Here is a 16,237-nt window from a genome sequence, read left to right on the forward strand (position 1 = left end):
GGACAGCTTGGTCTTGTCCACCAATGATCCTCTCTGGTCAGGCAATTCGATAATCGGTCAACGGAAATTCGGAGGCCTCTTGGATAGCCTCGCGGGTCGACATGGGCCGCAGCAGGGTGGGCTCCCCCGCGGGGTTGAAGTAGTACGAGTGCGCACTGGCACAATTGCCCTGGGTGAACAGCGATTTCTCGAGCAACTCGGTCATCTTGTCCAGGTAGGCGGTGTTGGCTTCCTCGGTCACTTCGAAGGTGGTGGCCCCGCGTCGCTTGACTTCCGTGAAAAGCCGGTCCATGAGCCGCATCTGGTACTCCATGGTGTTGAAGAAGTTCAACCCGAGGAATGCGTAGGGGCTGGCCAGACTCAGGTAGTTCGGGAAGTACGGCATCGACACACCCTGGTAGGCCTGGAACCTGGTCTCGCGCCACCACTTTCCGAGGTTGCGGCCTTCCCGGCCGATCACCTCGATAGCCGGGAAGTTGGCCTCCCACAGGTCGAAACCGGTGGCCAGCACCAGGGTGTCGATGGCAACCTTGTTGCCGTCCCTGCCCACGATGCCGTCGGCCTCGATGCGCTCGATACCGGAATCCTGCAGGTGGACGTTCGGCCGGTTGAACGCCTGGTAGTAACCGTTGCTGAAAGTCGGCCGCTTGCAACCGAAGTCGTAGTCCGGGGTCAGCCTGCGGCGCAGATCCTTGTCGCGAATGGTGAGGAAGCGGTGGATCTTTGACAGATCCGAAGCCGAGATGTTGCCGCGTCCCCGGAAGATTTTGTAGTTGACCACGCCGATGGAGACCATGAACTCGTAGATGGCATCGGTCACCGCACGCAGCGCCCGCTGGGTAGCCGGCGCCCGGGCGAACATCCGCTTGGCAAAGGCGCCGAACCGCACGTCGATCTTCGGCACCACCCAGATGGGTGTGCGCTGGTACACCGTCAGATCGGCCGCGGATTTGGCCAGCTCCGGGATCAGCTGCACCGCAGTGGCGCCGGTACCGATGACGGCGATGCGCTTGCCTGCCGGGTTGTAATCGTCGTCCCACTTGGTGGTGTGGATGACCCGGCCTTCAAAGCTCTCGATACCGGGGATCTCCGGAATGTGCGGCTGAGACAGAAAGCCGGTTGCGGTGAAAAGGTAACGGGCGCTGATGGTGTCGCCATCGGCGACGGCCACCCGCCAGAGGGAGGCTTCCTCGTCCCAGTGCGCGCCGTCGACTACCGTGTTGAACCGGACGTGCTTGCGCACGTCGTATTTGGCGGCGATGTCGTCGGCGTACCGCTTGATCTCCGGGCCGGGGGTGAACAGCCGCGACCAATTGGGGTTGGGCTCGAAGAAATACGAGTAGGTGGTGGTGGGCACGTCAACGGCCAGGCCGGGGTAGTGATTTACGTACCAGGTGCCGCCCAGATCGTCCTCGCGCTCGAGGATGGTGAAGTTCTCGATACCCAGCCGCTTTAGCTGGATGGCTGCACCGATACCGGCGAATCCCGCCCCGACGATGACCGCATCGAATTGCTCCGAAGTCATGGGAAAACGGTACCTCAGGTAACAGAAACTGCTGCGCAGGGCGGGTGCTGATCAGGCCCCAAGCTGCGAAAAGCGGTGATATATTCCCGGGCAATTGAACTGGGTAATGCTCACACTGCGGAGGTTCACAATGGCCACACGGCCGTGGAACGCATCAGACGAGGCCAAAAGCAGCTATGTCAACGAGCTGTTTACGTCGTTGGCGAAGCGCTACGACCCATTGACTGACTTGTGGACGCTCGGGCTGCATCGCTTGTGGAAGCGGCAGGCCATGGAGCTTCTCGCCCTGCGCTCCGGCGAGCGGGTGCTGGACGTTGCGACCGGTACGGGTGATCTGGCGTTCCTGGAGGCGGCAGCGGTCGGGCCGGAAGGCCAGGTCGTGGGAGTCGACTCATGCGTCGCGATGCTCGACGTCGCCCGGCAGCGGCACCGCGGGCCCGTCGACTTCCAGGAAGGTGACGCCATGAACCTGCGATTCCCGGATTCGTCGTTCGACGTGGTCACCATCGGCTACGGGCTGCGCAATGTGGCCGACCGCGGCAAGGCCCTGCACGAGTTCCATCGCGTCCTGCGGCCGGGCGGCCGATTGATGGTGCTCGACTTCAGCAGGCCGACCTCGAAGGTGCTGCAACGCCTTCACGACCTGATTTACTTCGGCATCGCGCCGTCGAAAGCAGGCCGGGCCATCTCCTGGCATCGCGACGCCCACTACTACACCTCGGATTCGATCCGCACCTGGCTGTCGCGGGACGAACTGCGTGATGCGATGCAGGAAGCGGGCTTCATCGATACCCGCTACAGCTCGCTGAGCACCGGGTTCTCGGCGGTGCATTTCGGCGTGCGCCCGACCGACTAATCGCAGGTCAAGCCTGCCGACGTCAGGGCCGCAACCGCATTGCCGCGTCCACCGCGAGCGTGGGAACGTCCAGGGTTTTCGAATTGAGGTCGTGCCGGGCGCCCGTGATCTCGACGATCTCAGCAGGTCCGTCGATCAGAGCTGCGGCGGCTCGCAACTCGTCGATGGTGCCGAACGGATCCGCAGTGCCGTGGGTGAATACCGTCGGGCTGGTGATGGCGGACAGGTGCGCGGTGCGGGCCCGCTCAGGCTTGCCGGGCGGGTGCAGAGGGTACGAGAACAAGGTGAGTACCGCGAGGTCAGCGCCGTCGGCCGCGACCATCGAGGTCATCCGGCCGCCGTATGAATGCCCGCCCGCGATCACGGGTCCGTCGGTCAGGGTGCGCGCCAGCTCGATTGCGTCGATGATGCCCTGTTGGTCCGAGGCTGCGGAGCCCGATGGCGGCCCCTTGGGGCGACGGCGTCGGTAGGGCAGGTTGTACCGAATTGCCAGCCAGCCGTTGCGGGCCCACTCGTCGCAGATGCGGATGAGCAGCGGGGAGTCGCGGTTGCCGCCCGCGCCATGAGTGAGCAGCACCGCGCCTGTCGGCTTGCCGTCGGGTTGGTGTGCCACGCCGGCGATGTCGTCAAGACTCATGGCTCAACTGGCTCAACCGGAACAGCGCGTTGACAGGTCCGTGCCCGTGGCCCAAAGGGTAAGCCGCACGCAGACATTCGGTGACCCAACCCTTGGCGAAGGCCACCGCGTCCGGCACCGAAAACCCGTGTGCCAGTGCGCAGGCCGTCGCCGCTGCCAGGGTGTCGCCGGCGCCGTGGTCGTGGCCGGTATCGATGCGCTCGCTGGTGAATTCGTAGAAGTCGGTGCCGTTGTAGAGCAGGTCGGGACTGTGGTCACTAGACCGCAGATGCCCGCCCTTGACCAGCGCCCACTGCGGTCCCAGGTCAAGCAGCGCCATGGCGGCGTCTTTTTGGCTGGCCTGGTCGACCACATCGATCCCAGCGATCAGCCGCACCTCATCAAGGTTTGGGGTGACCAACGTGGCCAACGGAAACAGTTGGGTGCGAACCGAATTGAGCGCACTCGGGTGCAGCAGAGGATCGCCGTGCATGGATGCACACACCGGGTCCACCACCAGGGGGACCTGCTCGTCCAGGTCGCGCCAGCAGTCACTGACCGCACCGATGATCTCGGTTGAGGCCAACATGCCGGTCTTGGCTGCCTGGATGCCGATGTCCTCGGCAACCGCGGTGATCTGCCCACTGATGATGTCCAGCGGCAGCTCGTGAAAAGCCTTGACCCCCAACGAGTTCTGCACCGTCACCGCGGCGACGGCGACACAGCCGTGCACCCCGAGCATGGCGAAGGTACGCATGTCCGCCTGGATTCCGGCGCCGCCGCCGGAATCGGAACCGGCGATGGTCATCACCCGCAGCGGGGTCTGGCCTGGCTGGGGCAGCGGAAGTACGTCGGTCACGGCACCAAGGTTATCCAGCTGTTGCGGACCGGATAGCTGTCGGTGCCGATCATGGGGTACCTGGTGCTGGCGGGACCGAGGGCGGGGTGAACAACGCCTTCGGATCGGCTTCGATGTGCAGCTGGAGCTTGCCGGTATCCGGATCATTGCCAACCACCGACACCGTGAGTCCATTGCCGTACATTCCCCACCTCCTCCCCGCGGGTAGCTGTGGCTCCAGGCTAGCCCTCGTCAGACGGCTGCGGTCCGGGGCGCGGTCCACTGCACTTCGCACGCACTTGCTATGAGCCGTATCACATCATCGCGAGAATCGGTCAAGAAACACTCGCCGAACAGGGCCTCTTGTGTTCCCAGTCCATGGCCGCAACTGCAAAGGTTGTGTTCGACAACCTCCCCAGAGTGTTCACAGTCGGGTATTCGGCGAACCGGGGCTCTCCAACTGCGAAAGCAAGGTCCTGAGATGGCCACACCCTCCACCACCCGCAACTCCGTGCTGCTGGCCGTAGCCGCCGCCGCGCTGGGGTTGGCAGTTGCCAGCCCCGCTGCCGCCGACGACGGCCAGCACGGTGTCTCTCCCGGCACGTCGCCCCACGTCGCCGGGTCGACGGGGTCGGGCTCCTACAGTGCCCGCTTCTCGCCCTCGCCCACCGGGCCTAAGACCACGGCGGCATCACCAAGTACGTCCTCCACTGTCACAGGGCATAAGGGGGCCAACAATCCGTCGAGCGACCGGCATCGGCAATTAGTCGAGCACAGAGATAGCGGGTTGAAAGCACTGTCCAACCTCACGAAGGCGCTCCACGCATTGGGCGGGCTAAAGCTCGGCTGATTACTGATCCCGCGCAATCCCGGTGGCTCGTCGCCCGACGTCGACAGAAGCTAGCCCTGCAGGCCGCCTGCCGGTGCCGACACTTCCAACGGCAGATAAACCCGGTTGCCGTGTTCCGCGAACTCCTGTGATTTCTCCGCCATGCCCCGCTCGATGTCTTCCGGTGCCACCCCGTCCGGGTAGGCATCGCGAATGTCCTGCGTGATGCGCATCGAGCAGAACTTGGGCCCGCACATCGAGCAGAAATGCGCGGTCTTGGCCGGTTCGGCGGGCAGCGTCTCGTCGTGGAACTCGCGGGCGGTGTCCGGGTCCAGGGACAGCGCGAACTGGTCGTGCCAACGGAACTCGAAGCGGGCCTGGCTCAATGCGTTGTCCCGGTCCTGGGCGCCGGGATGGCCCTTCGCCAGGTCGGCGGCGTGCGCGGCGATCTTGTAGGCGATCACCCCGTCCTTGACGTCCTTGCGGTTGGGCAGGCCCAGGTGTTCCTTCGGGGTGACGTAGCACAGCATCGCGGTGCCGGCCTGAGCGATGATGGCCGCACCGATGGCACTGGTGATGTGGTCATAGGCCGGTGCGATATCGGTGGCCAACGGGCCCAGAGTGTAGAACGGCGCCTCTTCGCACAGTTCCTCCTCCAGGCGCACGTTCTCCACGATCTTGTGCATCGGGACATGGCCCGGGCCTTCGATCATCACTTGCACGCCATGGCTTTTCGCGATCTTGGTCAGTTCGCCCAGGGTGCGCAGCTCGGCGAACTGCGCCTCATCGTTGGCGTCCGCGATGGAGCCCGGACGCAGCCCGTCGCCGAGCGAGAAAGTGACGTCGTAGCCCTGCAGGATCTCGCAGAGTTCTTCAAAGTGCGTGTACAGGAACGACTCCTGGTGATGGGCCAGGCACCACGCCGCCATGATCGAGCCGCCACGGGACACGATGCCGGTGACCCGCTTGACGGTCAGCGGGATGTAGCGCAGCAGGACTCCGGCGTGCACCGTCATGTAGTCGACGCCCTGCTCGCACTGCTCAATCACGGTGTCGCGGTACAACTCCCACGTGAGTTGGGTCGGATCGCCGTTGACCTTCTCCAGTGCCTGGTAGATGGGCACGGTGCCGACCGGGACGGGGGAGTTACGCAGGATCCACTCGCGGGTCTGGTGAATGTCCTTGCCGGTGGACAGATCCATGATCGTGTCGGCGCCCCAGCGGGTGGCCCATACCATCTTGTCGACCTCTTCGGAGATCGAGGAGGTGACGGCCGAGTTGCCGATGTTGGCGTTGACCTTCACTGCGAAAGCCTTGCCGATGATCATCGGTTCAAGTTCGGGGTGGTTGTGGTTGGCGGGGATGATCGCGCGGCCGCGGGCGACCTCGTCGCGGACCAGCTCAGCCGGCACGCCCTCGCGCTCGGCGATGAACGCCATCTCGGCGGTGATCTCGCCGTTGCGGGCGCGCTGTAGCTGGGTGCCCTTGTCTTTGACGACTCCGCGACGGCCGGGCAGGCCCTTCTCCAGATTGATGGTGGCGTTCTCGTCGGTGTACGGACCCGAGGTGTCGTACAGGTCGAGGTGGTCGCCGGTGGTCAGGTTGACCCGCCGGAACGGGACCTTTCCCCCGTCCGGAAGCTCCCGGTAAACCTTGGTGCTGCCCTGGATCGGGCCGCAAGAAAGGTCGTTGAATACAGCAATTGCAGTCATCTGCATACTCCCTACGCCGGCATTACCCGGTCAGGTTCATACGGTCGACGGCACCACACAGCCGTCCTCTCAGCGCACCAAGGCGTGCGCTCCCGCGCGGACGTCTCCACGGTAGCCGATGGGCGCAGGAACGGAAGGGCAGCGGGCCGACGGGCGTGGCGCTCTTGAGGCCCGGCAGAGCCGATGCGCCGAGTTTGACTGTCAACTCGCCACGCCGCGGCGCAGAATTCTTCTGCCGAAACGGGTTGGCCTCAGTTCTTTTGTATAGCTAACATATGTTTCCGAATGAAAGGCCTGAACCACCGTGTTCAGGCAAGTATTGAGTAGACGGCTGAGATGTAAATATGACGGCTGAGACCGGCACACCCGAGGCTGACCTGGCCCCCGCGGCCGAGACGGCCCAAGCCCAGACGGCACGGCGCCGTGTTCAGATGGACCACGACCACCCGCATTACAAGTGGGTGGTGCTGTCCAACACCACGCTGGGCATCCTGCTGGCCTCGGTCAACGCATCGATCGTGCTGATCTCGCTGCCGGCCATCTTCCGCGGCATAGGGCTGAACCCGCTGGCGCCAGGCAACGTCAGCTACCTGCTGTGGATGCTGATGGGCTATCTGGTGGTCACCGCGGTCTTGGTGGTGCCTTTCGGCCGACTCGGCGATATGTACGGCCGGGTCCGGATCTACAACATCGGTTTCGTGGTCTTCACCCTGGCCGCGATCGCGCTGTCCTTCGATCCGTTCCAACTTGGCGGTGGGGCGGTATGGCTGATCGCCTGGCGGGTCATCCAGGGCGTCGGCGGCGCCATGCTGATGGCTTCCTCGTCGGCGATCCTGACCGACGCCTTCCCGGCCAACCAGCGCGGCATGGCGCTGGGCGTCAACATGGTTGCCGCGGTCGCCGGTTCGTTCCTGGGTCTGCTCATCGGCGGATCCCTCTCCGAGTGGCATTGGAAGGCCGTGTTCTGGGTAGGCGTGCCGATCGGCGTCATCGGCACCATCTGGAGCTACCGGTCACTGCGCGAGCTCGGAACCCGTACGGCTGGCAAATTGGACTGGGCCGGCACGCTGACCTTCGGCCTTGGCCTGACCGTGCTGCTGATCGGCATCACCTATGGCATCCAGCCGTACGGCACCTCATCGACCGGCTGGACCAGCCCCGCGGTGCTCGGGTCCATCGGAATCGGGGTGGCTCTGCTGGTGGCGTTCTGCCTGATCGAGCTGCGGGTGCAATCGCCCATGGTCGATATCCGGCTGTTCAAATCGGCGGCCTTCGGCATGGGCAACCTGGCCGGGCTGATGTCCTCGGTGGGCCGCGGCGGGCTGCAGTTCATGCTGATCATCTGGCTGCAGGGCATCTGGTTACCGCTGCACGGTTACAACTACGAATCCACCCCGCTGTGGGCGGGCATCTATCTGTTGCCGGCCACAGTCGGCTTCCTGGTGTCCGCGCCCGTCGCCGGCTCCCTGTCAGACCGGTTCGGCGCCCGGCCGCTGACCGTCGGCGGCATGGTGCTTATGGCGGCGTCCTTCATCGCGCTGCTGCTGATCCCGGTCAACTTCGAGTACTGGCAGTTCGCCGTGCTGGTCTTCCTCAACGGCATTGGCGGCGGCATCTTCACCGCGCCCAACACCGCCGCCATCATGTCTGCGGTTCCGGCCGAACAGCGCGGCGCCGCCTCGGGCGTGCGGTCGACGTTCTTCAACGCCGGAAACTCGCTGTCCATCGGCATCTTCTTCTCGCTGATGATCGTCGGGCTGTCGCACACCTTGCCGTCCGCGTTGTTCAGCGGCCTTCAGCAGCAAGGGGTTTCGGCCGATGTTGCGCATCAGGTGGCGCAACTGCCCCCGGTGGGCAGTCTGTTCGCGGCCTTCCTCGGCTATAACCCGATGGCCGAACTGCTGGCCCCGTTCCACGCCCTGCAGCAGCCGGGCGTCAACGCCGAGGCGCTGACCGGTCAGACTTTCTTCCCGCAGTTGATCACCGAGCCCTTCCACTCCGGGCTGACCGTGGTGTTCGGTGCGGCGGCGGTCATGATGCTGCTGGGCGCACTAGCCTCGATGTTCAACCCCGGCACCTACGGAACCGATCCCAACGCCGACAACGAGGCCTAACTTCCTCGTCCTCACTTGTGCCGGGGCATGCCGCTGGCCGACATCCTGAAGACCACGACGGCGGTCGACAAGAAGCTCGACGGCGCGGCGCGCATCCTGGCCGGCCGCGGACATACCGAGATAACCAGACAACGCGGGACCGGCTGGTATCCCACCAACGATGTCGAACTCGCGTGGGCCGCCGACCTGATCGACGTCATGCGCCGGGTAGCCCGCCGTTCAGCCCACGCGAGCCTGGACCGGGCGTTGGACGAAGCGGTGCGGGTGGAGCTACGGAATTACCATCAGGCGGCCAAGGACGCGGGCGTCTCGGTCGAGCGGGAGGCGTGAATACCGGCGGTATTTCACGCACATTGAGGACGTTACTGAGCTGCGGAAATCGGCGGGACGCAGCCTGGCTCAACCGATGCGGCGCGCCGGTCGGCTCTTGCCACGCACCGGCCATCGGAGGAACGTATTCGGTGGACCGGCGGCGCCGCCGGGGCGCTGCCCCGATATAGAGGGGGTGGGTCGTGTACGCACGCTCTACCACTATTCACGCACAACCCTCAGCTATCGACGCAGGAGTCGCGCACGTCCGCGATGAAGTGATGTCCGCACTCCAAGGGCTCGATGGGTTCGTCGGCATGTCGCTGCTGTGCGACCGAGATTCCGGCAGGTGCATCGCCACCACCGCATGGGAATCCGAGGAGGCGATGCGTGACAACGCCGATAAGGTTCGACCGATTCGCGAACAGGCAGTACAGATGTTCGGCGGAGCCGCGACGGTCGACGAGTGGGATATCGCAGTATTGCACCGCGCCCACCAGATCCCCGAGGGCGCGTGCGCGCGGGTTACCTGGGGGCATACCGATCCGGCACACTCGGATGCCGCCATCGACTACTTCAGGTCGACTATCCTGCCCGACGCCGAGGCGCTGGAGGGCTTCTGCAGCCTCAGCCTGATGGTCGATCGGGCCACCGGTCGTGGCGCGTCCTGCACGACATTTGACAGCCGCGAGGCCATGGATCGCAGCCGTGGCGAGGCCCAAGCGCTCAAGGAATCGCGCATGAAGGAAGCGGGCGCAAGCGAGCTCGACGAGTGCGAGTTTGAAGTGGCGTTCGCTCACCTGAGGGTGCCCGAACTGGTCTAGCCGCAACCTGGTCGGTGGTGAGGGTCAGCGATTAGTGGACATGATCGCTGACGCTCCCCGCTGGGCAATTGAGCGCACGCTGCGATGCCACCCTGCACTCATCGTCCCGTCGTACCACCCCGCGCTGGTCAAGGCCCGAATCAGCACTCGGGACAACAGAAGTTGCGCGACGAAGTGGATGATCCGGGCGAGCAGACTGGCCGGCTGGGCAGCCTTGACCACGGACGTCACTGAGCGAGTTCCACCAGCACCGGAGCATGGTCGCTGGGCTGCTTGCCTTTTCGCTCTTCTCGGACGATTTCTCCATGCGTCACCTTGGCGGCGAATTCGGGTGAGCCGAGCACGAAGTCGATGCGCATGCCCTGCTTCTTCGGGAAGCGCAATTGGGTGTAGTCCCAGTAGGTGTAGACGCCGGGCCCCGGGGTGAACGGGCGCACCACATCGGTGAAGCCGACGTCGTTCATGGCCCGGAATGCCGCTCGCTCCGGTTCGGAGACATGGGTCGAGTCGCGGAAGACCTCCATGTCCCACACATCCTCGTCGGTGGGCGCGATGTTCCAGTCGCCCACCAGGGCCAGCGGCAGGGTCGGGTCGTCGGCAATCCAGCCGGACGCGGTGTCACGCAGGGCGGCAAGCCAATTGAGCTTGTACGGCAGATGTGGGTCGTCCAGGGTGCGGCCGTTGGGGACGTACAGGCTCCACACCCGCACTCCGCCACAGGTCGCGCCGATGGCTCGGGCTTCGTTGGAATCCTGCCACTGCGGTTGGCCGTCAAAGCCGATCTGGATGTCCTCCAGCCCAACTCGGGATGCAATTGCCACGCCGTTCCACTGGCTGTACCCGACGTGCGCGACCTCGTAGCCCAGCGCCTCGAACGGCAGCAGGGGGAACTGCTCGTCCTTGCACTTGGTCTCCTGCATGGCGAGCACGTCGACCTCGGCGCGGGACAACCAGTCGGTGACCCGGTCGACGCGGGTGCGGATGGAGTTGACGTTCCAGGTGGCGATTCGCATGGCGGCTCCTAATCAGACCGGCTCGGGGACTTTCAATCCCCGGCGCAGGGCGGTGAAATCGGTGATGGTCTTGGTGGCTACGGTGGCCACCGGTCGGGCATTGCGGCCGGTGGCTTCAGACTTGGACACCATGACCACGCCGTCGATGTAGGGCTGGATGGTGGTGGCGTTCTGCACCGTCGCGACGATGACGAGCTGGAACCCGAACTTGCGGAACGCCTGTAGCGCCTGAGAGGCGAACTGTGGGTCGGACTTGGAGAACGCCTCGTCGAGCATCAGCTGAGCGAAAACCGGCTTGTTGTCGGCGCCGTCGGCGGCAGCCGAAATTGATGATTGCGCAGGACTGGCCAGGTTGAAGCTCAAGGCGCCCGCCAAGCAGAAGGCCATCAGCTTTTCCTGTTCGCCACCGGAGTTGTCGCCGGCGTTGCTATGGGTGCGGATCAACTCGTCGGTGGCGACATCCCATTCGGCGCAGTCGAAGGTGAACCGGTTGCGCACGTCCAGGGCGTCGCGGGTCCAGGCCCGGTCCTCGGGGTTGTTGCCGGCCAATCGATTTCGCAACCTCAGGATGTCAGCGTACTGATCGAGGATGGCCTTCTTATCGCCGAGACCCACCTCGGCGATACGTCGGGAAATGGCTTTGACGATGTCGGTCAGCTCCGAGACTGCGACCAGGCTGCGTGGATTGGCGCGCAGCGTCAACCGAGTTCCGCGGTTGAATTCCACTGCGCCCAAACCGGTATTGACGCGATCGATCTGCTCACTGATCCGACGGGTCTCCTGCTCTGCCACCCGGTGCAGGGTCAAGATCGCGTCGGGTGCCTGCTCGGTGATCAGCCGCATCATCCGGTCGTAGGCATCCGGAAGCTCGCGCTCGTCGATGTGGCGGCACACCGCCACGTAGTCGTATATGCGTTCGTCGAAATCATCCGAATCGTTCGGAATCGCATCCGGGAACGAGGTGTCGAACGTGGTGACGATGCGGGCCAGTTCGTCATAGGAACGGCGACGGCTCTCGGTCAGCTGGTCGCGTTCCCGACGGATCGCGGCAAACAGCGCCTCCCGGTGCGGTTCGGGATTCAGTAGCTCCAGCGGCACCGGAACCTCGGATGCGTAGCGCCGCAACAGATCTGTGGCCTGCTCGGACACCTCGACCGGGGACAGCCGCTCTTGCAGGTCCAAGAGCTTGGTGCGCCGGCTGTCCAGATCGTCGCGCCGGGTTGCGATGGCACCGCGCCGGGTCATCAGAGTCTGGATGTCGACCCAGCATTCCTCGGCCCGTGTGCTCAATGCCTCGATGTCGGGATGGTCGGCCAGCAGCAGTTCGTACTGTTCGCGAAGACGGTCGGCATGCCCCTCGGCGGTGTCGATGTCGATCTGGCTCCACTGGCCGAACTGCTCGTAGATCGCCTTGCAGGCACTGGCCCGGTCGCGCCACCGTTGGCGTTGCGCGGCAATCTCATCGGCGGCTCGGCGGGCCTTGCTGAAGGCCTCTTCAGCCTCGGTGAGTTCGGCGTGCAGCGCTTCCAGTTTGGCGCTGATATCACCTTGGTAGATGTACTCGGACGGCTTGATCGGCCGCCGATCGTCCTTGACCGCGAGACGCTCGGAGTCCTTGTAGAGGCCGGTATCGGTAACGGCGCGCCGGAACCGAACAAAGACGTCGGGAGTGTCCACGCAGATGTGCTCGCCGGCCGCGGCGACGATGTCTGCCGCTTCGGCAGCGCAGGCGTGCTGCGGGTTGACCAGCAATAGCTTTCCTGCGAGCGTGTTCGGCTCGGCTTGTCGTCCTGACGCACCGGCGCGGACGTGATGGAGCGCAAGCCTGCCGCGCATGTTGGTCTCGTTGACGAACCGCAGGACCTTGGCGTAGTGCTGGTCGGGAACCAGTAGCCGCAGGCCGACACCGCGCAGCACCTTCTCGACCGCGACGCGCCACCGGCTTTGAGCCGGTTGTAGGTCGAAAAGCTCAGCCACATAGGGAAGCTCGTCTGTATCCAGACCGACCGCAGTGCAGATCTGTTCCCGCATGGTCACCGCGAACTCCGGCAATGCCGAGCCCACATGCTCGACGCGTCTGAGTTCCTTGGCGGCATTATCACGGAGGATGCGCGCTGACTTCTGCGCATATTCGGCGTCGGTGGAGGCGTCCCGGCCCCACTCCAGCTTGCCCAGCATGTCGGTGGCCTGCCGCGTCAATTCCTCACGCAGATTCCAGAATTCGTCGGCGGTTTCCGGCACGTCGAAGCCCTGGGTGGCCACCATCTCGTGGTAACCTGCGCGCCTGCGCGCCACCTCATCGGCCTGGGACTCGGCAGTGGTCACCTGGGCCTGCAGCGGGCCGACGTTCGCCGACGCCCCGTTGATCTGCGCGTTGAGCGAATCACCTTCGGCCTTGGCCAGATTCAGCTGCTTGGTCAGATCACCGTATTCGTTCTCCAGTTGATCGATGGTGGTGTCCAGCGTCGCGATGTCGGCCGGGCACCGCCGCAGCCGCACGTGATCGGTGTACGCCCGCACCATAGGCAGATCGACCAGATCGATGATGCCCAGGTCGCTCGACTCCGAGGCGTACCGCACCTGGATCGCCTCGATATCGCCGAGAATCTTCCGCTTGCGCTGGGCCACCGCCAGCAGCTCACGCGCTTCGACCAGGGGATCGATCTGCTTGAGCGCCTCGGGCAGCCGGGCCAGGCTGTCAGGCTCGTCGAGCATGAACTCTCGGACGAATTGTTCAAGACCGCCAACGCTTTTCAGCGATTTCGCTTTGCCGAGCAGCTGCTGGGCGGCCTCGGAGGCCCGGATGCCTATCGATGCGTACAGCTGGGCCAGGTACTGCGATTCCACCTTGGTGGTGAAGCGCCAGCCACCAAGTTTCCCGTCGCTTCGCTCGCCCCGGATGTGTTTCCCGTCGCTTCGCTCGCCCCGAATGTCCTTGAACACGTTGGTGTCGAACCGTCCGGCGGCCCACCGGTTGCACACGTCCTCGATGTCCAGGTCGCCGTCGCCGATGACGAAACGGCTGGACGAATCCGAACGCGACTCGCCGGTAAGCCATTTGAGGACCAGGCCCGTGATGGTGCGTCCGGTGTTGCTGGTGTAGCTGACCGCCACCGCCGACCAGGTGGTGCCATCGCCGCGCAGGTACATGACCTGGCTGGAGCCGGCGTCGCTGCGCTGTCCCCAGGCGCCGCGGACGTACTTGTCCACCGTGCGGCGGCCGGCGCTGGAACCGGCTGCGGTGTTGTCGCCGGAGGCGTTGAAGTTGCGCCGGTTGAAAGGCAGGAAGCCCAGCGAAATAGCGTCCAGCAGAGACGACTTGCCGCTGCCGGAGGCACCGGCGATCAACGACCCGCCGACGCTGAACGGGATCGAGTGATAGCCGTCGAACACGCCCCAGTTGATGATCTGCAACCGGGACAGGTGGAACTGCTCACTCATCGGTACCGCCCTTGACCAGCTGTTCGAACTGTTGCTGCAACTCGGTGATCACCGAGGCCGTCATCACGGCGGTGATCACCGGGCTGACGGTGTAGCTGTCCTCGTCGTCGCGGCTGCGCCGCAGGATCTCCAGCCCGGTCAGCCGGGCGATGGCGGCATCGATACGGGCAGTGAAAGTCACGGTGTCCCGGTCGGTTTCGTTGAGCACCCCGGTGAACATGCCGTGGATTTCGTCGCGGGTGATCAGATAACTCTGGTCGCCGCCGGCCCGCATCATCTGGGCCAGGTGCAACGCCAGGATGGAGTCGTAGGTGCCCAGCGGCTCGCGGCGCAGCAGCTTGATGCCCTTGGCCGACTCGTAGCGAGCTTGCTCGATGAACGCGATGTCAACGCCGTCGGAAATGCGTAGCTGCAGGTCCAGTTCGGACAGCCGAACCGATAATTCGGTGCGGTACTCCAGGATCCAGCTGTAGATGTCCTGGTCGGATTCGCTGCTGATGTAGCGGCGGGTCAGCAGGTGCTGCAGCGCCCAGCAGGCTCGGTCCGGCATAGCACTGATGTCCCCGTCGAACCGGGGACGACGCTGCTGTGGAGTGCGACTGGTGCTGTCCACCTCGGGCAGCGACGCGAAATCGACTGGGTTGTCAGTCATTTACAGCTCCTGCTCCCATCACCGGCTCGGTGAACATCAATTGCGGGACCTCCATTTCGCGGTCACGGCCGTCGAGCGAACGGAACCGCACCGCGGCGGACGATCCGGCGACGGAAGTGGCAGGTTGCTTGAGCGCCCACGACCACAACACGATGACATGCCCGAGATACGGTGAATCCAAAAGCGCGACCGCTTCGGGAAGTGATAAAGGCCGTTGCGCCACAGCAGAATTCACCAGCTCCGACAAGGCGGGCGCATCGACCTGGGTGGTCAGCGCAGCGAAACTGGACAGGTCCACCTCGCCCTGGGCAGCCGCCGCGGGCTTGGGTGCCGACAGGTCACCGATCTTGAAACTCAGCGCACCGATCGAGCTGATCGAGTGCCGGGCCAGCGGCACCTCGAGGTCCAAACGAGAGTCGGTCAACGACTCCTTGAGCAGGGCCCGGGCCGCGGCGATGGCGTCACCCAATTGGCGGGCGACGCCCCGACTGGACTCCATGGTGCCGAACGCGGTGAACCGCTTGACCCGCTGTGCACACCGCTGCTGGATACGTTCCACCTCGTCGATCTGGTGGCCGATCAACTCGAAGAACCCGGCCATCACTTTGCGCAGCGCCGGGTCCAGCTCGGGCAGTGCCGCGGCGACGGTCGCGATGTCAGCCTCGAACTCGGCGCGCTGCTCGGGGTCGTTGATCATCCGGAGGAATGCCCGGTGGGAGTCGCGGCCGGCCGAATCCCAGGCCGACTGGTAATCGGCATACATCTGGCGCTGACGGTCGCGGTACTCGACGTTGGTGTCGATCGGGTCGTCAAGGGCCTGGGTGGCCTGCTCGATCATGCTGCCGTACAAACCGATGTCGGTGATCAGCCGTTCCATCTGCAGAGCGATGGCGCGGGCTTCGTCATACATGTCGGTGACGTCCGGTTCGGGGCGCAGGCCGGCCTCGAGGTCGTCGAGTTCGCGGTGCAGGACGGCGATCTCGGCCTCGATGCCGGCTCGGACGCGCTCGGGGTCTCCGGTGGCGCGAGTGGCGACCTGCCGCAGTCGGGAGGCGATGCCGTTGATCGAACCGCCGGTGGCGATGGTGTCGCCGCGGCGCATGCTGCGGACGAAATCGAGCGCGCGTCGCGCGTCCTGGGTCAGGTAGCAGACGTTGCGTTCGGTGCCGGCTCGCTGCTCGGCCACGCGGTGCAGCCAACCTTGGCTGGCCCAGGTCTTGACCAGGGCCAGGCCGGACTGCCCGAGCTGGTCGCCGGTTTCGCCGAACGACTCCAAGTCGCGCTCGAGCCGCACCACCAGATCGGTCTCGGCGACCATTCCCTCGGCCAGGTGGCGTTCCATCAAGGTGGCGTAGACACCGAGGTTGTTGGTGGCCAGCAGGCGGACCGCGCGCGAGCCCTGGATCTCACGGTTGAGTTCGAGAAGCTCGGCGGCTGACAACGCCGCGTTCTGGTGCACGTACAACCCCCGATACCCGTCCCGGACGGTCAAAGATACTTGGCGTTCC

At 64.7% G+C, this 16,237-nt stretch carries 14 protein-coding genes and 1 riboswitch; of the genes, 4 read left to right on the forward strand and 10 right to left on the reverse strand.

Features of this window, described 5'->3' with window-relative positions; translation table 11 throughout:
• Positions 1-37: 37 nt before the first annotated feature.
• A complete protein-coding gene (locus M2432_RS07525; protein ID WP_280826123.1) occupies positions 38-1,525 on the reverse strand; it encodes an NAD(P)/FAD-dependent oxidoreductase in 1,488 nt (495 codons plus the stop codon).
• Positions 1,526-1,655: 130 nt separating this feature from the next.
• Between M2432_RS07525 and ubiE the strand changes: the two genes are divergently transcribed.
• Positions 1,656-2,381, forward strand: a complete 726-nt coding sequence (gene ubiE, locus M2432_RS07530) for a bifunctional demethylmenaquinone methyltransferase/2-methoxy-6-polyprenyl-1,4-benzoquinol methylase UbiE (RefSeq protein ID WP_280826124.1) — start codon at positions 1,656-1,658, stop codon at positions 2,379-2,381.
• A gap of 22 nt (positions 2,382-2,403) precedes the next feature.
• Here ubiE and M2432_RS07535 read toward each other — a convergent pair whose 3' ends face one another.
• From M2432_RS07535 to thiC, 4 genes are all read right to left on the reverse strand, one after another.
• A complete protein-coding gene (locus M2432_RS07535; protein ID WP_280826125.1) occupies positions 2,404-3,018 on the reverse strand; it encodes an alpha/beta family hydrolase in 615 nt (204 codons plus the stop codon).
• Positions 3,008-3,805 carry a bifunctional hydroxymethylpyrimidine kinase/phosphomethylpyrimidine kinase gene (thiD, locus tag M2432_RS07540; RefSeq protein ID WP_280826194.1) on the reverse strand — a complete coding sequence of 266 codons (798 nt, stop codon included), beginning with the start codon at positions 3,803-3,805 and terminating at the stop codon, positions 3,008-3,010. Before thiD ends, M2432_RS07535 begins: the two co-directional genes overlap by 11 nt.
• A 100-nt stretch (positions 3,806-3,905) precedes the next feature.
• Positions 3,906-4,040: a hypothetical protein gene (locus M2432_RS07545; protein ID WP_280826126.1), complete on the reverse strand. Its 135-nt coding sequence runs from the start codon at positions 4,038-4,040 to the stop codon at positions 3,906-3,908.
• A 695-nt stretch (positions 4,041-4,735) separates the two neighbouring features.
• The gene (gene thiC, locus M2432_RS07550) at positions 4,736-6,376 is read right to left on the reverse strand and encodes a phosphomethylpyrimidine synthase ThiC (protein ID WP_280826127.1); all 1,641 of its coding nucleotides are present in this window, start codon (positions 6,374-6,376) and stop codon (positions 4,736-4,738) included.
• Positions 6,367-6,482, reverse strand: a riboswitch (TPP riboswitch). It overlaps the preceding gene by 10 nt.
• 238 nt (positions 6,483-6,720) lie before the next feature.
• On the opposite strand from thiC, the gene M2432_RS07555 reads away from it, so the two are divergent.
• From M2432_RS07555 to M2432_RS07565, 3 genes are all read left to right on the forward strand, one after another.
• Entirely contained in the window at positions 6,721-8,490 is a 1,770-nt protein-coding gene (locus M2432_RS07555; RefSeq protein WP_280826128.1) for an MFS transporter, read from the forward strand.
• Between the two features lie 27 nt (positions 8,491-8,517).
• Entirely contained in the window at positions 8,518-8,820 is a 303-nt protein-coding gene (locus tag M2432_RS07560) for a hypothetical protein (protein WP_280826129.1), read from the forward strand.
• 182 nt (positions 8,821-9,002) lie between these two features.
• Positions 9,003-9,623, forward strand: coding sequence for a hypothetical protein (locus tag M2432_RS07565; RefSeq protein WP_280826130.1), 621 nt, complete (start codon positions 9,003-9,005; stop codon positions 9,621-9,623).
• Between the two features lie 24 nt (positions 9,624-9,647).
• Here the strand turns inward: M2432_RS07565 and M2432_RS07570 are convergent, their stop codons facing one another.
• Genes M2432_RS07570 through M2432_RS07590 form a run of 5 tightly spaced genes read right to left on the reverse strand, consistent with a single transcriptional unit; the run spans position 9,648 to position 16,188 of the window.
• A complete protein-coding gene (locus M2432_RS07570; RefSeq protein ID WP_280826131.1) occupies positions 9,648-9,854 on the reverse strand; it encodes a hypothetical protein in 207 nt (68 codons plus the stop codon).
• Positions 9,851-10,636 carry an exodeoxyribonuclease III gene (locus M2432_RS07575; RefSeq protein WP_280826132.1) on the reverse strand — a complete coding sequence of 262 codons (786 nt, stop codon included), beginning with the start codon at positions 10,634-10,636 and terminating at the stop codon, positions 9,851-9,853. Before M2432_RS07575 ends, M2432_RS07570 begins: the two co-directional genes overlap by 4 nt.
• Positions 10,637-10,648: 12 nt before the next feature.
• Positions 10,649-14,077 carry an ATP-binding protein gene (locus tag M2432_RS07580; RefSeq protein ID WP_280826133.1) on the reverse strand — a complete coding sequence of 1,143 codons (3,429 nt, stop codon included), beginning with the start codon at positions 14,075-14,077 and terminating at the stop codon, positions 10,649-10,651.
• Positions 14,070-14,729, reverse strand: coding sequence for a DUF4194 domain-containing protein (locus M2432_RS07585; protein ID WP_280826134.1), 660 nt, complete (start codon positions 14,727-14,729; stop codon positions 14,070-14,072). Before M2432_RS07585 ends, M2432_RS07580 begins: the two co-directional genes overlap by 8 nt.
• Complete coding sequence (locus M2432_RS07590) at positions 14,722-16,188, reverse strand: DUF3375 domain-containing protein (protein WP_280826135.1); 1,467 nt, start codon at positions 16,186-16,188, stop codon at positions 14,722-14,724. The genes M2432_RS07585 and M2432_RS07590 overlap by 8 nt, the downstream gene beginning before the upstream one ends.
• Positions 16,189-16,237 lie beyond the last annotated feature (49 nt).

This window comes from Mycobacterium sp. OTB74, assembly GCF_029892685.1.
In the GTDB taxonomy this organism is placed as follows: domain Bacteria; phylum Actinomycetota; class Actinomycetes; order Mycobacteriales; family Mycobacteriaceae; genus Mycobacterium.